Here is a 24,803-nt window from a genome sequence, read left to right on the forward strand (position 1 = left end):
ACGAAGTTAAGAATGAGAGGGTTTTTATTTATTAAAATGGTAAATCATTATCGACATGATTATACCTTTCAATTTTGTCAAATCTTTCCCAAAGATTATTAAGTATGATTTTTCTTTTATTGTCTGAATTAGATTTGAATAATTGAATAATTGAAGATAAATTAGATACACTAAATTGTTTCTTTGGGTAGTAACTAAATTTACCGTTAATAAAAATTTTGGTCAACTTGTTATTATTTTGAATATTATCTTCAAGTATTGAATTGTTATATAATTCCTCAAGCTTTTTTAGTATCTCATCAAGATTTGAATTATACTTAGTTCCGTAGGGCATTTGACTAAATAATTCAATTAAGTTGTTTGCAAAGAACTGATAGTTTTTTCTCTCTTCAAGTGTAAATTCATTTTCTGACAATGTAGACTTAATACTATCTCTGTAAATATCAAAAAATGAAGAATATCTCTCTTCATGAGGTAATATCATTTTGGAAATTAGTGCTGAAAACTTGAAATTAACATTTTCACTATCTAATAATATTTCTTCAAATAGTTTACCCACAAAATAGATTTCAGTTTTATTATCGTAGATGTTTTTTGTAAACTCGTTAGGGGTTGTATATCTCCAATTTAATGAAATGCTTTTAGTTTGCTCTTCAAAATTGATATTCTTACTAAATCCAAAATCAATAATTTTTACTACTCCATCATCAGAAATTAAAATATTTTCTGGTCTTATGTCTCTGTGTAAAATATTATTTTCCTCTAAGTATCGAAATCCTTCTATTGTTTGTAAAAAAATATCTTCAATTTTATCTAGGTTAACACGTAGAAAATCTGTTATAATTTCTCCTTTAATGTATTCCATTAAAATATAGCCAGTATTTCTATCGGGATATAAATAATGATTAAAAACTCGTACTATATTTTTATGATAAATTGTATGCAAAATTTTTATTTCATCTATGAAATATTTGAAAAACAATTTAGTATGTTCTTTATAGAAAGGCTGATACTTTTTACATACAAAAAGCTCATCTATTAATTCATCTTGAAGCAAAACTGTTCTGCCAGTTCCACCTTGTCCTATTTCTTCTAAAAATTTATAATCTTTTTTTCTTATAAATTCAATTGGACTTTCTTTTTTCATGAAGTAGAAATTTATTTTATAAAAAACATAAACTTATGGTTTACTATGCAGTTAAATTGACAAAATGCTCAGTATAACTTTTCTGCTGTAATAAAAAGATTTTTCAACCCTTCTCCAGTATAATATACTTACTATTAGCATCAGAGTTAAATATTCATACCAGTGTAAATCCAAATGATTAGATGTGACTATAGCTAATGATAACATTATGAAAGCAAAAAAGATATTTCTCGAAAATATATATGAGAAATAATATTCTTTTAAATGTGCATCATCTATTTTTATTTGATTTATCTCTTTAAAAATCTGAGTAGTTTTATTTTCTATTTCAGAAGGTGTATCTAAAGAAGGATCAATTTTAATAGAAAATTTTTGTTCTATTTTATTCTCAATAACTTCAAGGTTTGTTAATCCAAGCTTCTTTTTGCAAGAGTTGGTTAAAATATGGAATGAAGGTCTTTTGATGCAAGGATATAAAATGTAATTTTCAAAATAGCTACTTATGGAATCGATCAAATAACCAAGTACATAGCTTACTGAAAGAATCACAAACAATATAATTTCAGAATATTCTTTTAAATCAGATTTTATAATTTGTTTTATATCCTCAAATGTTATTTGATTAATAAATACTAAAGTTACTGATAAAAGAACGATAGTCCCAGGTATTATGTTTTTTAATATATCTTCAAATCTAAACTCCATAATCGTTATTTATTTTTAATTCTGTTAGTAACATATGTAGGATCAAAATCGGGAGGTAAAACTTTAAAAGTTTTATCATTTTTTGTTAACCCATATTTCTTTCTTTGAAATTCTCTTAATTTATCAATCTCAATTGTACCCATTACTGTTACATTATTTTCTCCACCTTTTAATTTTACAATATCCTTTCTATAAGTTTCTGAAGGTTGAGAAATTCTGGTGTCTCCATAGTGACTTGAATTAACCTGTGCTACATAACAATGTAAATCTCTTGAGACTGATTCTACTAAATTTGAAAAATAATTTACATCCTTATTGTATTCAACTGCGATTAATAAATCTATCTTATTTTTTATTAAACTTCTATGTATGATATTTGCAAGTTCAAAGCAATAGAAAACACTAAAATAAATATTTTTCCAGTTAAATATATGATATCTTGTATATAAAGGTTTCGGTATTAAATAGTGATTACCCACAATAATATCCTCTTCTACAGGTGCATAATGATTTTTTAAACGAAATACCAAAGTAGCATCCTTATAACCATCAATATTAATAGGCATAATAGTTACTACAAAATTAAAAGCAATATTATTTACTGTTATATGCTCTAATCCTGAAATTAAAAGCGATTCATTTTTCTCTGAATATCTAACTAAACTTGAAAGAATTTCAATAGGAATAAAAAATTCTGGAAAAATAACTATATCGGAATTATTTTTTCTTGTTGATTTGAGAAAATCCACTAAGTCTTGGTACCTACTTTTAGATACATTAGGTTTATTCCGTAAAGCATCAATTATATTTTGTTCATTGACAAATGTATTAGCAACAGAAATTTTTGGTTTTGCTAGTTTATTAATTAAATTCGAATCAGTTTTTATAGTTATAATTTCTTTTGATGAAGATGGAGAAAATTCAAAGAATTTATTTTTGTAAGGATTTATTTTATCCTCAAATAAGTCTTTTGATTTATGATTGCGATTTGCTAATCTAAATCTTTTAAAAGCTTGATCTAGAAAATGTTTTGACCCTTTTACCTCCCAGTCGGCAATATTAGTTTTAAGATTTCCAACTGATATTTTGGAACTTGTACTTTTTAAATTGGTAAATAATTGTGAAATACTGCATTCCCAAAATTTCACTGGACGTGGAGAATTCTTGATTAAATATTTATCAATCGTATACTTTTCAATTTTAAAATTATAATTAATTAAATTAATTTTTCCTTCATAACTTTCTTTTGTGTAGTTTAACAAGGGAATAGAAACGTAATGATGTCGCATCATATTTGTCTTTCTATATCTAGATACCCATATTGATTTGCTACGCGTAATTTCATTATAGAAATACTCGCTTTCAATTAAATTGCTTTTATATTCAAAATTTTTAAGAATTTTTTTGTCATTATTTATAAAATTTGGATGTAAAGAAAGTACAATCTCATGGGCACTATCTAAATATGCAATTAAGGAATCCTGAATTCTATTGTAGGATACTCTCGTGCCAAAAAATACTTTTTCACTTTTTCCAATTTTGTGAATTTCATTTACGCAATGAAAATAAAAATCCACATATTCTTTAGGTTTATTATTAACCATTAAGAATGTGAAAATTTTTTCCCAAAGCTTAAAAAATTCAATACAATTTTTTCCTTTAAAAATTTTTAGCAACTTGCTTATTTCATCATCATCGACATTCTTTTTATGCTTGATAGCTCCTAAAATTTTATTTGTAAGATATACGGTTAGACCATACCTGTTTTCTTTATAATCTTTTAGTGTCCTAATTTTGCCATCTGAGTCAGTGTAATTTAAATAAAAGGCATTTTTATCAAAATCTCCCAAATTTTCATTATCATCAGGCAAATCTCTGAATTCACTTGATTTATAATTTAACTCCTGTTTTAGTTTGTCAATTACTAAATCAGATTCGTCAGCATGAAAATAATACATCAAAGTTTTGTCAGGTTGACAATATAAAGAATGATATTTGTCGATTTGAATCAGTCTTTTATTATTTTCTGCAGGTACAATTTTAAAGAGTGGACTTAAATTATACAACAAATATTTTTCGACTGTTGTTAAATCTTTTTCTTTAAAACCTAATTCAACATCTAGATCTAAAAATTGCTTTTCATACTTTTCGAACTTAAATTTATAATCTTTGTATCTCGATTTTGTATTAATTTCATCTTTTGGCTCCGCAAAAACGATTAGAATATCATCTACATATCTACCGTAATAAGCCGGTTTGTATTTTTTGCAAATTATATTATCAAGATCATGTAGATAATGGTTAGCAATTATATAAGAGGATAGTAATCCAATTGGTAAGATTGACTTATTATCTAGTTCTTTAGAAAAATCCTTTGGAAGTTTATAGTTTTTTGATAATTTAAGTGAATATAATAAATGAACCTTTCTTAGAATTGTATTAATACTATCATTATCATCTTCTGGAAAGTATAAATCTAGATCAATTCGTGTAGAATGATAATAGTCCTTTATATCGAGATTTATAAATAATGCATTTTTATTACTTTTTAGCAATTCTTGAGCAGTTGATACAGATTCATCTCTCCACTGTTGATATTGACTAAAATAAGGTTTAAATAGTGATGAATTCTGTATTAGTGCGGTTTTATCCTTATTTAGAAGTAACCTATTTCCTTTGCAGACATCCATTAATTGGGATTCAAATATATATCCATTCTTAATTATCCACATTACAGAGAAAAGATGAATTTCAATAGGAACATCTATAAATGCTGTGATTTTTTCTAAGGAATATTTATCATCTGTCTTTTTATTGGAAATAAAATTTTCATTTAATTCATTTTCATTTGGTTTTATTTTTTTTGGAAAAAAAGAAGAATCAATTGAAGCATAAAGATATTTTACAAATTGGCTTTTCTCATTATAATCATTAATTTCTTGTAAAATACGGTTGAATTTTATCTCTAAATTTGATTTTACTGTTTGTTTGTCACTTTTAAAAATATTTATCAATTCATCTTCAGACTCGTTATAGGGATATGATATTCCCCATACAACATAATTATTGTCCTTTTTAGTATCTGTTTCAAATTCAACTAATTTTTGTCTTAATAAAAGTTCTGTATTGTCATAATATATATATGTTCTTAATTTATTATAAGCAAGTTTAATATCTTCAATCGTATACATTTTATTTTTTTAAGTATTATTCATTTTTTTTACCTATTACATCATGAATTATAATAGTGTCTAGCAATTTCTATAAAGCGGTTGCATTTTATCAATTATTAAACCAATTTTTATAGTTTCGATCCTTAGATTAGAATTAGAAATTTCTATAACAAACAAATATTAAGATTTAATTTGAAATATTTTTACGGAAAACCATAAGTCAAAATTTCTAAATTCTGAATTTGTAAAAATATTAATTTACAATTATGAGGACATAAGTGTTTATACCTAATTATCTTCCTTTCTCCAATATATATTGGAATCATTTTATTTTTAATCTAAATTTTTAAAATTCTCCCATTACCGAGTTCGGAGGTAAATGGTGGTAGAAAGGTAGTTGTTTAACAACCTGACATCTGGCAGATTACAGAAACGAGGTAATCTTTAAAATTCTTAAAGAAGTTTTCAAGTTATTAAAGGAGGATAAATTTTAAAAATATTATTACCTAATATTGATCCTATAGTTTTAAATTTGATTGAGTTACAGAAGATTAAAATCAAATAAGGTCAAAGAAATAATTTACGGTAATGTATACAGGTAAAATTTTTAGCGGAAAAGGATCAATAATTGAATATCTTAGATCGAAAGTGCAAAAAATCCATTCAGAATTAGACTTGGTAAGTGAAAATTATCTACTTAATGTAAGTGAGGAACAATATGCAGAGTATATAGTCAGCGAAAATTCTATTGAAGAACCAGTTATACATTTTGATGATGTTTATGCCGATCATTATGAAAAAGAAATTTTGGCATCATTCTTTCCTCCCAATTTTGATGTTTATTACGGGGAGAAATATAAACGGAAAATTATTCAATTTTTTATTCCAGTTACTGGTGATTATGAATTACTTAAATATAAACCTGCTGTAAACAATATGGTCTTTGATGATGAAGGTACAAATTTCGAAGTCGAGAAGGGAAAATTAAAACTTGAAATTATTGATTTTTATGATGACCCACAGCATATAAAAGATATATACGATGAAAATGTTTTACAGTCAAATGAAAAGTTTTCTATACTCAAAAAAAATATTGCTGATTTTAACAATTCTATGAATTCTTACGTTATTAGTGAAATTAGAAAAAGAAAAAATGAATTGTTGGCAAAAAATGATTTTATGTCTTCTTTAGGTGTGCCCTTGAGAAAAAAAGCTGACACACCAGAAACATTTGCTATTCCAAAACCGTTATTAAGAACAAAGATTAAAGTTACTAAGCCTGAGGTTGTAAATTCAAACTTCAAACCAGAACCAACTATAGAAAATGGGACTTATCATCATATCCTAAAATTAATAAATGATGTGGGCAAAAATTTTGAAAGATTGCCAAGTGTTTATAGCAATAAAGGAGAGGAAGATTTAAGAGATCATATAATAATGACTCTAGACCCTAATTTTGAATACGGAAGTGTTACAGGGGAAACTTTTAATAAGACGGGCAAAACTGATATTCAATTAAGATTCGACAGTTCAATTGTATTTATTGCGGAGTGTAAATTTTGGACAGGAGAAAAAGGTTATTTAGAAACTATTGCTCAACTACTTAAGTACTTGACATGGAGAGATACAAAAGCCTCAATTATAATATTTGTCAAGCAAAAAGATTTTACTGCTATTCTTTCTAAAGTAGAGAATGCCACAGAGAAACATAGTAACTATTTATCATTTGTTTCTAAAAGTGACGAAAATTGGTTTAATTATCGATTTCATTTAAACGGAGATAGAAATAGAGAAATAAAACTTGCAGTACAATTATTTCATATTCCATAGATTTTTTACTTTTTGGACTTGATGTAAAAAAAAGAATAGAAAATTAAGGAAATTATTGTTCCATTATGTTTTTTCAAGTTAAATAAAAGTATTCCTAAAAGAAAAAAAGCAAGCAAAGTTATAGGACATCAGAGAGTGAAAATGCGCATAATTTCATGCTTCGTTCCTCACCATAAAACCCTTTGGGACTTATAGCATTTTCACTCTCTGACATCCTGTTTTTTTAAGGCTTTCTTTTTCTCTTTTTTCTTTTAAAAATTTTATTTTGAGGATGATTTAATTCTATTTTTCCATTTCTTTTTGATTTTATTTTGCAGTCATCTCACAATTATTATTCTTTGAAAACAACTTTAAGATTGCTGTCTTTTTGCAATCTGCAAGATGTCCGGTTGTATCACAACCGATATCTTGCTGCCTTTTTTGCTCGGAACTCGCTGGCAGAGATTTTTGAAAATTTATAGAGTAGGAAATCAGTAACGGAAAACAAAATTAGAAGTTTATTTTTTGATTTATTTAATCGGTTTTAGAATGCATTATATTAGCTGGTAGAAACGGATTTAAATGATTGCTTAAACTCATTAAAATGTCAGACAATATTATATCTAAATTAAAAGAAATTCATAAAAAACATCGGGTTCAATCTGGTGACGTATCTACCCAAACTAAGGATGCACAAATGATTACTCGTGAATGGCAGAAGGAAGTTGTAAAGGGGAAAATTATAAAATCAGAAGTAAGGGTTTCTGAAATGAATAATGAAAGGTTTGATTTGGTAGATTACGAGAAATTGATAGCCTATGAATTAAAAGTTTCAGGAAAAAATACTCATCATGAGTTTTATAAGAATGTAATTAAAGTGCTTACTCATAACTGTAACAATGAAATTAAACTGGAAAAATTAGTTTTCTTGTCAGAGAAAAAAGGGATTGACAGTCTGGAAAAAAGAATTGATCACAAATTTAAAGAATTGCTTAAGGATGCTCACAACATTACAATCGAATTAATACCTCTAGAATAACATATAATAATTAGATGCTCATAACTTAAGTGGATTTTTTTGGAATTTTCTTTTAAGTTTTTCCACCGCCGAGTTCCGAGGCAAATGGGTGGCAAGATAGGTGGTTGTTTAACAACCGTTCATCTTGCTGATGTCAGGAACGTGGACATCTTTGGAGATTTTTTAAAAGCAGGCTTCTAATTTAGAGAAAATAATTGAATGTATCATGCGCAAAATATGTGCATGATGGCCGTAGGCTGTTACAACCAATAAATGCTTAAAAAAAGAAAAAGGGAAAAAAGAAAGCAGTCTAAAATTGGACAGGCAGACAGCTGAAGTGCTATAAATCCCGCAGGGCATTTTTTGAGGAACGAAGAAAAATGTTATGCGCACTTCTCTGACTGAGTCCAATACCTTGCTTTGCTTTTTTTCTTTTATGTAGTTTTAGCTAGCAAAAGATATAGGTATGTGTTGGTTATATTTTAAAGAAGTGACCAGCAGGCTCAATTTTGATATTTAGAAAACATTTTTAATTTTACGGTAAACCGTACAGCTTTTCTATATTTTTTATTTAGTATTGTGCCGTTAGGCTACTTTAATGCCCATATTATTATGGAAAAAGTATTCGACAATTTTAAAAATTATAATAATGATATACATAATTCCAACAAAAGGAGGTTTAGGAGTAGAAATTTGGGGGACATCTGAAGATTTAAACAATTTTTATGAAGTTATGAGCAAGTTTTGGAATGATGAAAACAAATTAAACAAAAAAGGATTTAAGAATAGAGATTATTTAATTAGTGGGTTTTCTTATGAAATTCGTAAGGCAAAGGACGGAGATAGATTAAAACAAGACAACAGCCATTTTTCATTTACTCAACAAACTCATTATGGTGCTCAAATATCTTGGGTTCATTTTTTATTTTCACTTGCTTCATTGAAATTTAACATGAGATATAGTGAAACTAATAAACTTGATATTTCACAAATTCTTTTAATTGAATTTTGGCTCGAAAAAGCAATGAAGGACTATGATGAAATTGGAGCTAAGAATTTAATTGGCTTTATAGAAGATGGGCTTTATGGAGGTAATGATTACATATATCAATTTATGAGAAGCATTAATCTTGATTTTTTCCTTTTAGGAGGTGGAAAGCGAGCTTTCAGAAAGCTGCCTGAATTACTAAAAAGAGGTGTGTTTTATACAGAGGAATATAAAAGTTATCTAACGTTTTTAGAAACAGACGCTAAGAAGCTAAACTGTGAAATATCTGAACTTGAAATAAATGATGATGATTTTGACTATGAAAATTTGAAATGGTAAAAATGATTACATATTGCTGTTGTAAATGATCTATGGAGTTAGATCAATTAACTTATTAAACCTTATTTTCAATTAGTCGAAACATTTAGCTCAATCTTTTAATTTTTTAAAATATGAAAAACATTATAATTTTATTAGTCTCTTTGGTTTTTACGAGCTGTCTAAATAAAAATCATTCTTCAGATGGGGAAGTTATTGCTGTTAAACAAAATGATCTGAAAAATGAGAAGATTAGAAATTATAGGATTTTAGAAGAAATGTACAACGATTCTTATTTTCCTCCACAATCTGTTGACAAGGTCAGAGATGTCTTATTGGAATTTTGTTTCAATATTGAGAAAAGAAAGCCTAAGAATCTTGATCAATTATATGAATTGTCTCATACTGCTACTGAGAAAATTAATAACCTGCAAGATGATTTCTATAGAAACGGGAGCGAACTTGAAACAGGGGCTAGAGAATCAATCGCGATGGATTTTGATTTTATTTGCAAATCATATGGTTTCAAGGCAGATGTCGAAGAGCTTATTTCAAATAGAGATTGGTAAAGTTATTATTAACTTGCTTTAGAATTAGCAATAAACTTTTAGCATAGAACAATAAAAAGAGACTGTAAAGTCTCTTTTGTGCGAATTAATATGTCTTTTATAAAAGCTTATTTAGCTTTTAGTAATTTTTCCAAATATTCAACTTTGTCTTGTTCAGCTTTCAATAATCTTTCGTAGAGTTTTTTGTTCTCTTCTACGGATTCCATTAGTTTATCCAATGGATGGAAAGTACAATAATTACCTGAATGACTCCCTGAATTAAATGTACTATCCTTAGTATCATAATAGGTGTTAAAATAATTAATCACGCCTTCGTCAGAAAAGTTTTTAATTGCTTCCACGCTTACTCCTAAGGCTTTTGCCACTTCTTTTAATTTTTCATCATCAATGGTTTCGCTGTTTTCCAAAATAGAAACAGCCTGCTGGTTTGTTCCCATAGCCTGCGCCAATGCTTCCTGCTTCATGTCTTTCAGTTCACGGATACGGCTGATCTTACGCCCCATGTGATTTGGTTTTGTTAGTGTGCTCATAGCTCAAAGGTAATAATTAAGAATAAAAAAGCCAGATTTATGTATGATACATACTTTCTTATGTACGGTACGGAACAATTTGATAGCGTACCATACGGGTAATTGCTTACTTGCCAGTGTGTTTAACAAAAATACAATTTTTCAGACAAGTATTAACTAAAATGAGTAAAATTATGAAAGCAATTCAAAACACCGCATCCGATTTAATTTATCGAGTTATTTCACAAAACATCGATCCGATAGGCATCTACTGTTTTGCACAGAAGAAAAGCAGTTATACTTTTAATGAGCCTTTTCAGAAATCTGTTCAGAAAGAAAAGCATGTCCATCTTTATCTGCTTATTATAGCCGAAGAGTTCGAAGATAACATAGGCAATGACATCACCGATAAAATAAAGAGCAGATCAAGAGGCCAGATAACCGTCACAATTCTGCTTCACAGAGTGAGAAATATTATAAAACTATATGGAGACCAGCAGTATTTTTTCTGGAACGTTTTTAAGAATGCGCAGAGAATTCATATAGACGCATACAGGTCGCCAATAATCTGGGCTAAGAATCCAGAAAAGAGATATGTGAAAAGCACTTCAGCATATGCAGGAGACAGAAGAAATGTTACTGCATCAATCTGGGATCTTATCTATAATAACGACCAGTATTTTTCGTATGAAGTCAGAATGTGCTCCCTTCATCAGATAGTAGAACAGATCTGCCTTTCTCTTATAAGGGTATTTCTGGGATATACACCTAATCATTTTTCTCTTGGCTACTTATTTGAGCTTTGTGAATACTTCACGAGCTTGACTTCTGAACACTTTCCCCGAAACAGCAGGGATGAAAAAAATATGTTCAAGCTTTTGAAAAAGAATCCGAACACGCTTCGATTCAGCAGAAGGAACAGTTTTGATTATCTGTACTATGGGCTGATGGAAGACAGATGCCGTGATTTTATGAAAGAGGCAGAAGTTCTGATTCAAAAAGAACTGGAGAGGCTTGAGGGAATTCATTTGGAAGAAGCTTTATCAGCATAAAAGCCGAAGTTATGGAAACCGATGAAATCAAAAAACTGGAAGACATCAGGAGGTTAAGCGGAAAACTGCTTAATACCCTGAAAAAAGCAGAGGATAAAAGAAGGATGTATAATGCAGAAATCAGGGTTTATGGCTATTGCGAACTCGGTTCTGTTGTTAGAAACCTAATGAAACTGTGCATTATCGCATTAGATCAGGATAGCGCAGAAGTTCCGCCTACAATTCAAAACCGATACATTGATGTTGGGCTTATACTAGGAATTGCTTTGCAGTTACTTCCAGTTGACGAACTTGAATTTTTAAATGAGATTACGGATCTGTTTTCAGAAAATAAAGAAGAAACAGAATAGCCAACATAAAGTTTTAATATTTAGAATTATGGAAACTGACAAAATAAAAACATTGGAAGAATTTAAAGATTTTGCATCTTATCATTTTAGACTGCTCAAACCTGCTCAGGACAAAGACGGGGAATCAGTACGGGAGATAAGATTTTACGGATATTCAGACATGACGAGTCTGGGAGTGAATCTGATCCGCATGTGTTTGAATATCATTTATTCTGATGAAATTGATAACAGAGAAATATACATGGGTTCTGTTCTGGAACTTGCCCTTCAGCTTATTCCAAGCGCAGAAATAGAAGTTCTGGATGAAATTTACAGAATGCTAAATGAAAAGAAAGAAGATAAATGAATATTGGGCTTATCAATGGTTTCAATACCGTTTTCATGAACATATTATGTCCATGACATTGAGAGGAAAGCATTTTATCTTTGTTAGAATCAAAAATTGGATTGAGTGATGATAGGTAAATTTTACTTATGATCCTCAGCGGATTAGGTTTTATATTTGTGTTATCCTACCCAAATTTTGCGCAGGATAAAATGATAAAAGTGTTTTAACTTTATAGCAATGAATGATTGTGGAACAAAAAAGACCGAGGCTCGGTCTTTTTTTAATGAAGAGGAATTGTGAAATGAGAAGTGAAGATGAGAATGAAAGAGGGAAGATGACGGCAGAGCAAGCCATGAAAATGCTGAAAGATGAGAATGTAAATGTAACGCTTGAACAAGCAGGAAGAGTATTAGAATTTTTACGACTGCTTGCCAAAGTAACGGTTTTAAATTATTTAAAGAAGAAGAGGGATGAAAAAGACAGCAGATTTATATGTGAGAGTGAGTACAGACGAGCAGGCGGAAAAAGGCTACTCTCAAAGAAATCAAGAGGAAATGCTAAGAAAGTACTGTGAGATTAATTCTATTGCGGTAAGAGATATTATTTATGAAGATCATTCTGCAAAAACATTTAACAGACCCAGATGGAAACTTTATCTGGCAACAATTAAAAAATACAAAAACAAAACCGATTTGATTCTGTTTACCAAATGGGACAGATTTAGCAGAAATGCAGGTGATGCATACCAGATGATTAACACACTTAGAAAACTGGGTGTCGAGCCTCAGGCAATAGAACAGCCTTTGGATTTGTCTATTCCAGAAAATAAAATGATGCTTGCTTTTTATTTGGCAGCTCCAGAAGTAGAAAATGATAGACGTGCATTAAACACTTTTCATGGTATGAGAAGAGCAAGAAAAGAGGGTCGATACATGGGGCTTGTCCCTTCTGGCTATATAAACAAAATTACTGAAGATGGTAAGAAGTATATAACTTTTGACCAGCCTGAAGCATCTATCTTAAAATGGTGTTTTGAAGAAATTGCAAAAGATGTTTTTAATACGGAACAGATTTTTCTTCAGGCAAAAAGCAAAGGACTTAAGACAAGCAAAAATAATTTCTGGAGACAGATCCGCAATCCTATTTATTGCGGAAAAATATTAATTCCCAAATACAAAGATGAGGAAGCAAAATATGTAATGGGATCACATGAGCCGTTAATTTCTGAAGCGTTGTTTTACCTTGTTCAAGATGTTTTAGATGGACGAAGAAAGAATTTTAGAGCTAAATCTGTAACCTCTGAACCGTTTCCGCTTCGTGGCTTATTTAAATGCCCTTTATGCGATAAAATTTTAACTGCAAGCATATCTAAAGGCAGAAACAGCCATTATTCATATTATCACTACTATAAAGGCTGTAATTACAGAATCAGATCATGTGAGGTTAACCGCATTTTCTATGATCAGCTGAGAAAGTATATTCCAAAACCTGAAACAGAAAAGATCTACATTACAGCTGTCAAAGAATACTTTAATGATTTCAACAAGGAGGCAGTAGCAGAAAAAAACAGAGTCATTTCTCAGCTGAAAGAATTTGAACAGAAGATTTCCTGCATTAGGGATTTACTGGCTTCAAGAAAGATCGATGTGAAAGATTACAGCGAAATGAAAACAAATTATGACGGCAAAATTCATCGACTTGAAGTTAAATTAGCGGATTTATCTCAGGAGAATATCAGCGTTTCGGATTTATTAAAAACAGGAATTAAAAATTTGATGAAACTCAATGAATGCTGTAGTGAAGCGGATTTAACTCATTTCCGAAACATTATCGGTTCAATATATCCCGAAAAATTCACAATTGACGAAAAGCAGTTTCGAACCGCAAGAATAAATGAAGTTGTTCAGATAGTTTATTTAATTAATAAGGAATTAGACCCAAAGAATAACGGGGCAAAGAAGAAAAAATCTTCTTTGCCCCGTCAAGTGACCGCGGAGGGGTTCGAACCCCCAACCCTCAGAGCCGAAATCTGATATTCTATCCAGTTGAACTACGCGGTCAGTTTGATTTATGATTTCAGATTGTAGATTTTAGATTACTCAATAGAATCTAAAACCTACAGTCTAAAATCTAAAATTATTTACGAAAGTAATTTCTTCACGATAGTAGAAATAGTTTTTCCTTCAGCAGTTCCGCCTAATTGAGCAGATGCTAATCCCATCACTTTACCCATTGAAGCAATTCCTGATGCTCCGGTTTCAGCAATGATTTTTGCGATTACAGCTTCTACTTCCGCTTCGCTTAACTGAGCCGGTAAAAACTTCTCGATTACAGCTACCTGAGCCAATTCTGGTTCAGCTAAGTCAGGACGGTTTTGTTCTGTAAAGATTCTTGCGCTTTCTTTACGGGTTTTAACCAGTCTCTGAAGTAATTTAATTTCTTCGTCTTCTTTTAAATCTTCTTTAGATCCCGAAGCTGTTGAAGCTAATAATAGTTCAGATTTAACTGCTCGTAATGCTTCTAATGCCACTGTATCTTTTGCTTTCATGGCCGTTTTGATTTCGTCCATGATTTTTGCTTGTAAACTCATCTTATATTTTATTTAAATAAGCCAAATGCTTATGAATTGTTATTGTATTGAAAGTTTCTTTTAATTCATGCTGAAAGTACTTAAAAAACGTCAGACAGAATAAGATTAACTTTAAAAGTTAATTAAAGAAGTCAAATTTCTAAATTCTGTGCGAAGATAAAAAAAATAACCCGAAAATTAAATGCAATTTTCGGGTCATCTTAAATTATTAAGATTACAGCCTTAATCTACGTTGTCGTGCAAAAATGAATTATTTGAACGCAGCTGTAAATCGTTGTTACTGTCTGTCCCTACAGAAATTCTGGAACTTCCGTTGTTTGACTGCGAATTCGACAAATCGATTCCTAATCTTTTATAAGCCGGTTCTTTTTCCAGCTCGTCGATTCTTGAAACGTTATTGTGAAATTTATAATTAAATTCTTTTAGTTTCTTTCTTCTTTCCTCTGCACGTAAACGCAGTGTTTCTTCAATTGTCAACTCCATTGGAGAAACCTCCGAAGTTGTTGAAAAATCAGGCTGGCTTGCAAAATCAGCTCTTGATTTTAACGTAATATTCAATTCTTCCGGAATGGTATCTTCAACCACTTTTTCAACTGGTTTAGATGCCATTAGGTCGTTTTCGACTTCCATGTATTCTTCCAGAGAATATTTAATAATTCCTTTATCAGAAAGCTCTGTTACCGGAACAAATGAAACCGGATCGTTTACTTTGATATTTTTAGTTTCGTTTGTTAATTCGAAAACAATTTTATTATCCTGCTGTTGTTCTGCAGCCGGTTCTTTTTTAACTTCTGGCTCAGATCTGAAAAGCGGCAGATCAAATGAAAAAGTCTGTTGTTGTTCTTCTCTTTCAAAAGTTCTTTGCTGCTGTACAGGTTTTACTTCCTGCTGGAAAGTTTCGGCTGCCGGAGTCGAAATTTTAAAATCAATATCGGTAATTGGCGAAACGATTTCAAAAGTTACATCAAGATTCTTGATAAACTCAGACATTACCACCAATTCCTCCTGATTGATTGTTGGTGTAGATGCTTGTGTTACCGGAGTTTGAGCTACGGGAGCAACCGTATCTTCCATTAAATCAAATACAATTCTTTCTTCTTGTTTTGCTGCAGGTGTTTCAGCATTTACATCAAAAGAAGTAAGAGTTCTGTTTGTTAAATTATGAACGCTTCTCTGCTCATCTTCTAACGTGTGAATGATTTTTTTAGGCTCCGTATTTACGATTTCGTTTTGTTGTTCAACATCAAAACCAGTAGCAATAATAGTTACGGCAATAGCCTCACCAAGAGTTTCGTCTTCACCAACTCCCATGATAATATTAGCATTGTAACCTGCTTCTGCCTGGATGTGATCGTTGATTTCCCCGATTTCGTCAAGCGTTATTTCGTTAGACCCAGAAACGATAAGCAACAATACGTTTTTGGCTCCTGTTATTTTATTGTCATTTAATAAAGGTGAATCCAGTGCAGATACGATAGCATCTTTTGCTCTGTTTTCTCCTTCTGCCACAGCAGATCCCATAATAGCTGTTCCGCTGTTTGCCAAAACAGTTTTGGCATCACGTAAATCGATATTTTGGGTATAGTGGTGCGTAATTACTTCGGCAATACCTCTTGAGGCTGTTGCCAAAACTTCATCAGCTTTAGAGAATCCTGCTTTGAAACCAAGGTTTCCGTAAACTTCTCTTAATTTATTGTTGTTGATAACAATTAAAGAGTCAACTTGTTTACGCAGTTTTTCGATCCCTAAAAGCGCCTGCTCCTGACGTACTTTCCCTTCAAACTGAAACGGAATTGTCACGATACCCACCGTAAGGATTTCTCTTTCTTTTGCCAATTGAGCAATTACCGGAGCAGCACCTGTACCTGTACCACCACCCATACCAGCAGTAATAAATACCATTTTGGTACCGCGGTCTAACATTTTTTCGATGTCAGCAATACTCTCAATAGCAGACTGTTGTCCTACATCAGGATTTGCTCCTGCTCCCAGACCTTCTGTTAAATTTACTCCTAACTGAATTTTGTTAGGCACCGAACTGTTCTGCAGTGCTTGCGAATCGGTATTACAAACTATAAAATCAACACCTTTAATACCTTGTTTAAACATGTGGTTAATAGCATTGCTTCCACCTCCACCTACACCTATTACTTTGATTACATTTGATTGGTTTTTTGGTAAATCAAATGAAATACTTCCAAATTCTGAGTTGCTCATCATCTTTTTGGTTTTTTGAAATTCTTATTTAGTACATTTTTTACTTCTTGACTTGGGGCAAAAAGTAATTCCTTTTCTCTCTCTATTATTATTCAGCGTTGTCTAAAAAATCTTTGATTTTGTCGACATATCTGTCAAAAAATGATCTTCTAATTTTTGTTTCTGTAGATTCTGCCCCAGCTTTCACTGTTCTTGTTTCTACAGTTTTTTCCTCGACAGCTTCTACTCTTTCAACGTAGTTTTCTTCTACTTCGTATCGCTGTACCGGCGGAGTTACGTTTTTATACACCACTTTTGGCTGTTCGTTAACCAGCTCCATTCTTACAGCACTTTGTGTACTGTTTTCGATACTGTTCATTACTAAACCAACAGCAGTTGCAAATAACGGACTTGAAATTTCTTCGCTTGAATTTCCTGCCAGATGCTCGTTTGGATATCCAATTCTGGTATCCATTCCTGTGATGTACTCAACCAACTGCTTAATATGCTTTAATTGCGCACCGCCTCCTGTAAGAACAATTCCTGCAATTAACTTCTTGCGTGGATCTTCGTGTCCGTAGGCTTTAATTTCTGCAAAAACCTGTTCTACAATTTCCACCACACGAGCGTGGATAATTTTAGAAAGATTTTTTAATGAAATCTCTTTTGGTTCTCTTCCTCTCAGCCCCGGAATAGAAACAATCTCGTTGTCTTTATTTTCTCCCGGCCATGCTGATCCGAATTTTATTTTTAAAAGTTCGGCTTGTTTTTCGATAATCGAACAGCCTTCTTTAATATCATCTGTAATTACATTTCCTCCAAAAGGGATTACGGCTGTATGACGGATAATACCGTCTTTGAAAATAGCCAAATCGGTTGTCCCGCCCCCAATATCGATAAGCGCAACACCGGCCTCTTTTTCTTCCTGGCTCAAAACCGCATCTGCAGAAGCTAATGGCTCTAATGTTAATCCAGATAATTCAATTCCTGAACTCTGAATACATCTGCCTACGTTTCTGATAGATGAAGCCTGTCCCACTACAACGTGAAAACTGGATTCTAGTCTTCCGCCATACATTCCGATTGGTTCTTTAATCTCAGACTGTCCGTCGATTTTAAATTCCTGAGGCAGTACGTGAATAATTTCTTCTCCCGGCAGCATTGCCAGTTTATTTACCTGATCGATTAAAAGCTGAATATCTTTTTCGCCAATTACTTCTTCGGGATTGTTACGGCTGATGTAATCTGTATGCTGAATACTTCTGATGTGTTGTCCGGCAATACCCACAACAACATCTTTTATTTTATATCCTGAATTATTTTCTGCTTCAAGTATCGCCTGTTGAATTGACTGAATAGTCTGCGTAATATTATTTACAACTCCTCTTGCAACTCCCAGACTTTTGGATTTGCCAATACCCAAAATTTCCAGTTTGCCATACTCATTTTTCTTGCCTATCATGGCAACTATCTTTGTCGTTCCAATATCTAGACCTACTGCAATATTATCTTTTTCCATTTTCTATTATTTAGTGCAAACTACTTGTTCCGTAAACCTAAGGTCAATTTTACTGTATTTATATAACGAACTATCCAAAACAGCCTTTTGAAAAAAGGCTTTATAGTTTCTAAATTTTCTGTCAACATTCATTGTACGGCCAAAATCTATGAAGTAATCATAGTTTCGGTTAAACATTTTTAGGCTGCCATTCGGCATAATTTGAATGGCAATGATGTTTTTTCTCAAAAACGCATCGTCGTAAATTGTGCGAAATAAAGCAGCTAAATCTTCGTTATTTTTTTCATTTATTGCCCCTGAAACAAGAGGAACTCGCGCCGTAAAATTGTCTGATAAAGGCATTTTATTTCCTTCATAGTCAATATAAAAAGAGCTGACACCATCATAAACTCTTGCTATGGGTGTCTTCTGTTTTACTACCGCTTTCAGAACCCCGTCAATACTTACAAAAACATCCGACTTCTCGATCATGTCCTGTTCATTGAGGGTTTTCTCTATTTTATTCAAATCTACTTCATCTTTTCTAATACTGGAAGCCTGTTGTTTATTTTCTATTAACAATTTATTAACCGCTTCAGGCTTGATGAAAAGCGTATTTTCACCTACAAAAACGACCATAGATTTTTTCAGTTTTCTGTCTCCGTTTCGATGCTGAGCGAACGAATATAAGAACAAAACAAGGCCTAAAATGAGTACTAATCGAATGTTTGTCCAATTAAATATTTTCATTTAAAATCTTTTTGATTGACGGTACCATTTCTCCAATATCACCAGCTCCTATTGTTACAATTACCGGCGCATCACTGGCTTTGATTTCTGCTGATAATTTTTCTTTTGTAACAATTTTTTTGTTCGAATTTGTCATTTTTCCCAACAGCCATTCTGATGTAATTCCTTCCATAGGAAGTTCTCTTGCAGGGTAAATATCCATTAAAAACACCTCGTCAAACTGCGATAAACTTTCTGCAAATCCATCGGCAAAATCCCTTGTTCTGCTGAATAGATGAGGCTGGAAAACAGCCAAAACTTTACGTCCCGGATACAATTCCCTAACAGCTTGATGTACAGCATTTATTTCTGTTGGATGATGTGCATAATCATCTATATAAACTAATTTTTCTGATTTAATCTGATATGAAAAACGTCTTCTGATTCCGTTAAACGAAGCAAGTGCTTTTGCAACAGCATCTGTTGTTGTTCCGTATGTTTTTGCCATTGCAATTGCCATTAACGCATTCATCAGATTGTGTTTTCCCGGCAGTCCAAAACGAAGGTCTTTCATGATTTCTGACGGCGTCTGCACATCAAAAACATAACTTCCGTCTTCAATTCTAACATTGTATGCTTTGTATACCGCGTATTCATTTATCGCACACTGAACGCCTTCAAGAGGCAATTCTTTGGTAATGAATAACTTGTTTCTATCTTCTACTTTTGAGGCAAATTCAACAAATGAAGCCTGAATTGCATCGCTGGTTCCGTAAATATCCAAATGGTCTGCATCCATAGAAGTTACACACGCAATATTGGGGTGTAAATGCAAAAACGAACGGTCAAATTCATCTGCTTCTACAACGGTTACAGTTTTACCGTTTCCAATTAAGTTTGAGTTGTAGTTTTCTACAATACCGCCTACAAATGCCGTAACATCGGCACCGCTTTCATGTAAAATATGCCCTAAAATACTGGATGTTGTGGTTTTACCGTGTGTTCCGGCTACTGCAAAACTAAAGGTGCCTTTTGTAATGATCCCTAAAACTTCGGCACGTTTTTTAACCTGATAATGTCTTTCGATAAAATAATTCCACTCTGAATGTGTCATAGGTACAGCCGGCGTAAAAATAACCAGTGTGTTTTCTACATAATAGTCAGATGGAATTAAACTGATATTATCTTCAAAATGAATATCAATACCGCTTTCAATCAATTCACTTGTAAGCATGGAAGGCGTTTTATCATAACCGGAAACATTTTTCCCGATATGCTTAAAATAACGAGCCAAAGCACTCATCCCGATGCCTCCGATACCTATAAAATAAACGTTTTGTATTTGATCTAAATTCATTTTAAATTTGTTTTTCAGACTTGTTTACCGTCTTACGTTTTTTTGTAAGAATCTAGCAATTAACTCTTTGCGTTTTCTAAAGTCTTTTCAAGCCTAAATTGCCTAAAATAGCCTTCTTTTTTACTATCTGCGTTGTATAATTTTCGTAAAATATTATATTATAACAACTTCTTAATTTCTTCTACTATAACTTTTGTTGCATCCGGTCTAGCCAGTTTTTTAATGTTTGCACTCAGTTGCTTTTGTTTTCCGTCATCTTTCAGCAGCGCTTCAAAAACAATGCTAAATTCGTCGTCGAGCTGAGATTCTTTCAACAAAATCGCGCCTTTTGCTTCTACAATCGCCTGAGCATTTTTAGTCTGGTGATCCTCAGCTACATTAGGAGACGGAATAAAAATTACCGGTTTTCCCACGATGCATAATTCTGAAACTGATGATGCACCGGCACGTGAAATAATGACATCTGCGGCTGCATACACAAAATCCATTCTTTCGATAAAATCAACCACTTTTACGTTTTCCTGATTGTATTTTTTGTAATCCTCAAAATACAATTTTCCGCACTGCCAGATAATCTGAACGTCCTGCGAAAGGAAATTCTGCAGTTCTTTTTCGATTAGCTGGTTGATCCTTCTCGCTCCTAAACTGCCGCCTAAAACCAACAGTGTTTTTTTATTTGGATCCAAACCGTAAAAAGCAATTGCCTCGTCACGTTTTGTTTCAATATCTATAAGATCCTGACGAACCGGATTTCCAGTTAAAACGATTTTATCTTTTGGAAAAAAACGTTCTAAATTTTCGTATGCCACACAAATAGCATTCGCCTTTTTGCTCAGCAGTTTGTTTGTAATTCCCGGAAAAGAATTCTGCTCCTGAATTACAGTTGGAATTCCTGCCCCGCCTGCCGCCTGCAATAAAGGACCACTGGCAAATCCTCCGGTTCCAATTACTACATTTGGCTTGAATTTTTTAATAATTCGTTTTGACTCCAATAAACTAGATGCCAGTTTTAACGGAAACATCATGTTTTGCAAGGTCAGTTTTCGCTGTAAACCGGCGATCCAAAGACCTTTTATTTCATACCCCGCCTGAGGCACTTTCTGCATTTCCATTTTATCTTTGGCGCCTACAAAAAGAAATTCAGCATCAGGATATTGCATTTTTAATTCATTTGCAATCGCAATTGCAGGATAAATATGTCCTCCTGTTCCGCCTCCGCTTAGTATGAATTTATACTTTGTCATATTCTAATAGTTATCGTTAAACTATTTATCCCTTTATTTATTTAAAACTGCATTCATTGGATTTCTCGAAGCATCTTCGATTGAATACATTGCTTCTTCTTCGTAAATCTCTTCTTTTTCATTACTTGCCAAATCTTCTTCGGCGAGTTCTTTATCTATTAATCTTTGCAGTGCTTCTTTTCTTCTTTCTTTTTCCTGCTGTTCTTCGGCAATTTCTTCTTCTTTCTTGGTTACACTGATAATGATTCCAAGAGAGAAACAAGTCATCCAGATTGAACTACCTCCGGAGCTGATCAGCGGCAATGTCTGCCCTGTTACCGGCAGCAATTCTACGGCAACTGCCATATTAATCATGGCCTGAAATATCATAGGGAAACCGAGACCAACGACGACTAATTTTCCAAATAATGTTGTGGCTTTATGTGAGGCAATTACAAATCGGAAGAGTAATAATAAATACAATACCAATATTGAAACCCCGCCTACTAAACCATATTCTTCTACTACAATGGCATAAATAAAGTCGGAAGATGATTGCGGTAAAAAGTTTTTCTGAACGCTTTTTCCCGGTCCTAATCCGCCTAACTTTCCTGATGCAATTGCAATTTTTGCTTTTTCAATCTGATAATCATCTTCGTCGGGTTTGTCTGTGGTAAAGTTCATAATACGACTTTCCCAGGTTGACACCCTGCTGAAGAATCTTGAATCCGGAAATGCTTTTGCCACCAAAAGGAAAAATGCCAGCATAGCAATTCCTGATCCTATGATAAAGGCAATATATTTTAACGGATATTTTCCAATGAACGTCAGCATCATTACCATTGCAAAAATCAACGCGGTGGTCGAAAAGTTTGCCGGTAAAATTAATGCCAGTGTAATAAAAACCGGAATCCAAAGCTGAATAAACGAAGTTTGAAACGGTTCGTTTTCTTCTTTGGTTTTCGACAAATAACGGGCAACGTAAATAAATAATACGCTTGCCGCTAAGGTTGATGTCTGAAACGTGATTCCGATAAAGGGTACCTGAATCCAACGACTTGCATTTGCTCCTGCTATTACAGTTCCTTTCAGTAAGGTATAAAGCAATAATAACCAAACTACAGGAAGCGCAATTTTTGAAATCGCCCTGAAATAATGGTACGGCACTTTGTGAACCCAGTAAATAATCAGGAAGCCTATACAAACATGAGCTAAATGTTTTACCAGATATCCTAACGTATTTCCTGTTCCATGACCAATATACGCCAGATTACTGCTCGCACTAAAAACAGGCATAAACGAAAACAAAGCCAATAAAGCCACGAATGACCATATTACTCTATCTCCTTTTAGTTTGTTTACCAGCTCTTTCATAATCTTAATTTTAGATTTCTGATTTTAGATTTTAGATTATTTTTAAAATCTTCGATTTTTTTATTTATCGATTCTGTTGTTTACTGTTTTTAAACTGCTTACAAAAATTGCTGTCAATTCATTCGCTTCTTTTATAGCTATTTCCAGTTCTTCTTTGGAAAGCCACATTTTTTCTTTTATAATTTCGATCCAAAACAAGGTTTCATCTGCTTCTTCTAAAACTATATTCATTTTGGCAACAAATTCTTTATCACTTCGAGCTCTGCAAACGGCTCTATAATTCGCCCCTACCGATGTTCCACTTCTTACTATTTGACTTGCAATTGATCTAATTACATTGGTATTAGGCAGTTTTTCAGCTAAATCAATTACCATCAAAGAGAATTTCTTAGTTCTCACCTTCATTTCATTCGTCGTCATACTCAAAAGAACTTATCGTTGAATTCAAAGATTAGAAACAATCTAAAATCTGAACTCTAAAATCTAAAATTATAAATTATGCACTGCTTGTTTAAACTGCTTTCCACGATCTTCGTAGTTTTCGAATAAATCGAAACTTGCGCATGCTGGAGACAATAAAACGGCATCACCTTTTTCTGTTAATCTTTGCGCTGTTTTTACAGCATCATTCATGTTATTTACTTCAACCATAATATCTACTACGGCTCCAAAAGCGTCGATGATTTTACGGTTATCGATTCCTAAACAAATAATGGCTTTTACTTTTTCGCGCACTAATGACATTAATTCGTTGTAATCATTCCCTTTATCAACCCCGCCTACAATCCATACCGTTGGAACATTCATGCTGTCTAAGGCAAAGAAAGTAGCGTTTACATTTGTTGCTTTTGAATCGTTGATGTATTGTACATTCTGAATTTTTAATACTTTTTCTAAACGGTGTTCAACACCTTGGAAATTAGATAAACTTTCGCGGATTGTTGCATTTCTAATTTGCATCAATTTTGCTACAGAGCTTGCTGCCATTGCGTTTTTCATATTATGTTTTCCTTCTAACGCAATGTGTTCTGTGTCCATTGTAAACTCTTCTTGGTTGATCTTAATTTCCATTTTGTTGTTATTTATAGAAGCTCCTTCATCGAATGTTTTGGTCAATGAAAAAGGAATTAATTTTGCTTTTGTTTTATTGTTTTTTAACCACTCTGTACTTGCCTCATCGTCTGCATCATAAATGAGATAATCACTTTCGGTCTGGTTCATCGTTATTCGGAATTTCGAATTGATATAATTTTCATATTTATATTCATATCGGTCCAAATGATCCGGGCTGATGTTCGTTATTATAGCGATATCGGGCCTGTAATTTATAATTCCGTCTAACTGAAAACTGCTTAATTCAAGAACGTATGCGTCGTATTTGTTTTCGGCTACCTGCCAGGCGAAGCTCTTTCCTATATTACCTCCCAATCCTACATTTAATCCTGCGTATTTCAGCAGATGGTGCGTGAGTATTGTGGTGGTGGTTTTACCATTGCTTCCTGTAATCCCTATGGTGAGTGCTTCTGTAAAAGGTATAGCAAACTCGATTTCTGAAATTACTTTTACTCCCGCAGCAATCAGCTTTTTTACTATCGGAGATTTCTCCGGAATTCCAGGGCTTTTCATCACTACATCGGCATTTAGAATCAAATCTTCTGTATGCTGTTCTTCTTCCCAGGCAATTTTATTAATAATAAGAACTTCTTTGTAACTCTCTTTTATTTTTCCAAAATCGGATACAAAAACATCGTATCCCTGTTTCTTACCGAGGATCGCGGTTCCAACGCCGCTTTCGCCTCCGCCTAATATTACTAGCCTCATACTCTATTTAATTAAAAATTGAGAATTAAAAATTAAAAATCAGCTGTGA

22 protein-coding genes and 1 tRNA gene are annotated in these 24,803 nt (G+C 32.6%); 9 read left to right on the forward strand and 14 right to left on the reverse strand.

The genetic code is table 11. The features are described 5' to 3' along the window. Positions 1–31: 31 nt before the first annotated feature. From OZP11_RS10545 to OZP11_RS10555, 3 genes are read right to left on the reverse strand one after another with little or no spacing between them, the layout of a single operon-like run. The gene (locus tag OZP11_RS10545; protein ID WP_281235163.1) at positions 32–1,147 is read right to left on the reverse strand and encodes a protein kinase domain-containing protein; all 1,116 of its coding nucleotides are present in this window, start codon (positions 1,145–1,147) and stop codon (positions 32–34) included. A gap of 51 nt (positions 1,148–1,198) precedes the next feature. Further along, complete coding sequence (locus tag OZP11_RS10550; RefSeq protein WP_281235164.1) at positions 1,199–1,852, reverse strand: hypothetical protein; 654 nt, start codon at positions 1,850–1,852, stop codon at positions 1,199–1,201. A 5-nt stretch (positions 1,853–1,857) separates the two neighbouring features. Continuing rightward, positions 1,858–5,043 carry a reverse transcriptase domain-containing protein gene (locus OZP11_RS10555; RefSeq protein WP_281235165.1) on the reverse strand — a complete coding sequence of 1,062 codons (3,186 nt, stop codon included), beginning with the start codon at positions 5,041–5,043 and terminating at the stop codon, positions 1,858–1,860. Positions 5,044–5,613: 570 nt separating this feature from the next. Here OZP11_RS10555 and OZP11_RS10560 point away from each other — a divergent pair. From OZP11_RS10560 to OZP11_RS10575, 4 genes are all read left to right on the forward strand, one after another. Next, positions 5,614–6,855 carry a hypothetical protein gene (locus OZP11_RS10560; protein WP_281235166.1) on the forward strand — a complete coding sequence of 414 codons (1,242 nt, stop codon included), beginning with the start codon at positions 5,614–5,616 and terminating at the stop codon, positions 6,853–6,855. 583 nt (positions 6,856–7,438) lie between these two features. Continuing rightward, a complete protein-coding gene (locus OZP11_RS10565; RefSeq protein ID WP_281235167.1) occupies positions 7,439–7,873 on the forward strand; it encodes a hypothetical protein in 435 nt (144 codons plus the stop codon). A gap of 628 nt (positions 7,874–8,501) precedes the next feature. Continuing rightward, positions 8,502–9,179, forward strand: a complete 678-nt coding sequence (locus tag OZP11_RS10570) for a DUF6904 family protein (protein WP_281235168.1) — start codon at positions 8,502–8,504, stop codon at positions 9,177–9,179. A 113-nt stretch (positions 9,180–9,292) separates the two neighbouring features. Beyond that, a complete protein-coding gene (locus OZP11_RS10575) occupies positions 9,293–9,727 on the forward strand; it encodes a DUF5713 family protein (RefSeq protein ID WP_281235169.1) in 435 nt (144 codons plus the stop codon). Positions 9,728–9,834: 107 nt separating this feature from the next. Here OZP11_RS10575 and OZP11_RS10580 read toward each other — a convergent pair whose 3' ends face one another. Continuing rightward, positions 9,835–10,257: a helix-turn-helix domain-containing protein gene (locus tag OZP11_RS10580; RefSeq protein WP_281235170.1), complete on the reverse strand. Its 423-nt coding sequence runs from the start codon at positions 10,255–10,257 to the stop codon at positions 9,835–9,837. 173 nt (positions 10,258–10,430) lie between these two features. On the opposite strand from OZP11_RS10580, the gene OZP11_RS10585 reads away from it, so the two are divergent. The 5 genes from OZP11_RS10585 to OZP11_RS10605 all read left to right on the forward strand — a co-directional run bounded on the left by OZP11_RS10585 (position 10,431) and on the right by OZP11_RS10605 (position 13,999). Further along, a complete protein-coding gene (locus OZP11_RS10585) occupies positions 10,431–11,288 on the forward strand; it encodes a hypothetical protein (RefSeq protein ID WP_281235171.1) in 858 nt (285 codons plus the stop codon). An 11-nt stretch (positions 11,289–11,299) separates the two neighbouring features. Beyond that, entirely contained in the window at positions 11,300–11,638 is a 339-nt protein-coding gene (locus OZP11_RS10590) for a hypothetical protein (protein ID WP_281235172.1), read from the forward strand. A 28-nt stretch (positions 11,639–11,666) separates the two neighbouring features. Then, on the forward strand, positions 11,667–11,984 hold the full coding sequence (locus tag OZP11_RS10595; protein WP_281235173.1) for a hypothetical protein: 318 nt from the start codon (positions 11,667–11,669) through the stop codon (positions 11,982–11,984). Between the two features lie 223 nt (positions 11,985–12,207). Further along, positions 12,208–12,540 carry a hypothetical protein gene (locus OZP11_RS10600; RefSeq protein ID WP_281235174.1) on the forward strand — a complete coding sequence of 111 codons (333 nt, stop codon included), beginning with the start codon at positions 12,208–12,210 and terminating at the stop codon, positions 12,538–12,540. Next, positions 12,437–13,999 (forward strand): recombinase family protein, encoded by a 1,563-nt coding sequence (locus tag OZP11_RS10605; RefSeq protein ID WP_281235520.1) that lies wholly within the window; start codon positions 12,437–12,439, stop codon positions 13,997–13,999. Before OZP11_RS10600 ends, OZP11_RS10605 begins: the two co-directional genes overlap by 104 nt. On the opposite strand, the gene OZP11_RS10610 is transcribed toward OZP11_RS10605, so the two are convergent. The 10 genes from OZP11_RS10610 to murD all read right to left on the reverse strand — a co-directional run bounded on the left by OZP11_RS10610 (position 13,953) and on the right by murD (position 24,754). Then, positions 13,953–14,026 (reverse strand) — tRNA-Arg (locus tag OZP11_RS10610). The two genes, OZP11_RS10605 and OZP11_RS10610, sit on opposite strands and share 47 nt — an antisense overlap. Positions 14,027–14,106: 80 nt before the next feature. After that, positions 14,107–14,556: a GatB/YqeY domain-containing protein gene (locus tag OZP11_RS10615; RefSeq protein WP_281235175.1), complete on the reverse strand. Its 450-nt coding sequence runs from the start codon at positions 14,554–14,556 to the stop codon at positions 14,107–14,109. Between the two features lie 222 nt (positions 14,557–14,778). After that, positions 14,779–16,776: a cell division protein FtsZ gene (gene ftsZ / locus OZP11_RS10620; protein ID WP_281235176.1), complete on the reverse strand. Its 1,998-nt coding sequence runs from the start codon at positions 16,774–16,776 to the stop codon at positions 14,779–14,781. A gap of 85 nt (positions 16,777–16,861) precedes the next feature. Continuing rightward, positions 16,862–18,271 carry a cell division protein FtsA gene (gene ftsA, locus OZP11_RS10625; protein WP_281235177.1) on the reverse strand — a complete coding sequence of 470 codons (1,410 nt, stop codon included), beginning with the start codon at positions 18,269–18,271 and terminating at the stop codon, positions 16,862–16,864. Positions 18,272–18,277: 6 nt separating this feature from the next. Further along, on the reverse strand, positions 18,278–19,000 hold the full coding sequence (locus OZP11_RS10630; protein ID WP_281235178.1) for a cell division protein FtsQ/DivIB: 723 nt from the start codon (positions 18,998–19,000) through the stop codon (positions 18,278–18,280). Next, complete coding sequence (gene murC / locus OZP11_RS10635) at positions 18,987–20,336, reverse strand: UDP-N-acetylmuramate--L-alanine ligase (protein WP_281235179.1); 1,350 nt, start codon at positions 20,334–20,336, stop codon at positions 18,987–18,989. The genes OZP11_RS10630 and murC overlap by 14 nt, the downstream gene beginning before the upstream one ends. A gap of 158 nt (positions 20,337–20,494) precedes the next feature. Continuing rightward, positions 20,495–21,580 (reverse strand): undecaprenyldiphospho-muramoylpentapeptide beta-N-acetylglucosaminyltransferase, encoded by a 1,086-nt coding sequence (gene murG / locus OZP11_RS10640; RefSeq protein WP_281235180.1) that lies wholly within the window; start codon positions 21,578–21,580, stop codon positions 20,495–20,497. Between the two features lie 33 nt (positions 21,581–21,613). Beyond that, positions 21,614–22,933, reverse strand: coding sequence for an FtsW/RodA/SpoVE family cell cycle protein (locus OZP11_RS10645; RefSeq protein WP_281235181.1), 1,320 nt, complete (start codon positions 22,931–22,933; stop codon positions 21,614–21,616). 60 nt (positions 22,934–22,993) lie between these two features. Further along, the gene (locus OZP11_RS10650; protein ID WP_281235182.1) at positions 22,994–23,353 is read right to left on the reverse strand and encodes a four helix bundle protein; all 360 of its coding nucleotides are present in this window, start codon (positions 23,351–23,353) and stop codon (positions 22,994–22,996) included. A gap of 69 nt (positions 23,354–23,422) precedes the next feature. After that, entirely contained in the window at positions 23,423–24,754 is a 1,332-nt protein-coding gene (gene murD, locus OZP11_RS10655) for a UDP-N-acetylmuramoyl-L-alanine--D-glutamate ligase (RefSeq protein ID WP_281235183.1), read from the reverse strand. Positions 24,755–24,803: the final 49 nt, after the last annotated feature.

This window comes from Flavobacterium gelatinilyticum (assembly GCF_027111295.1).
GTDB lineage: Bacteria > Bacteroidota > Bacteroidia > Flavobacteriales > Flavobacteriaceae > Flavobacterium > Flavobacterium gelatinilyticum.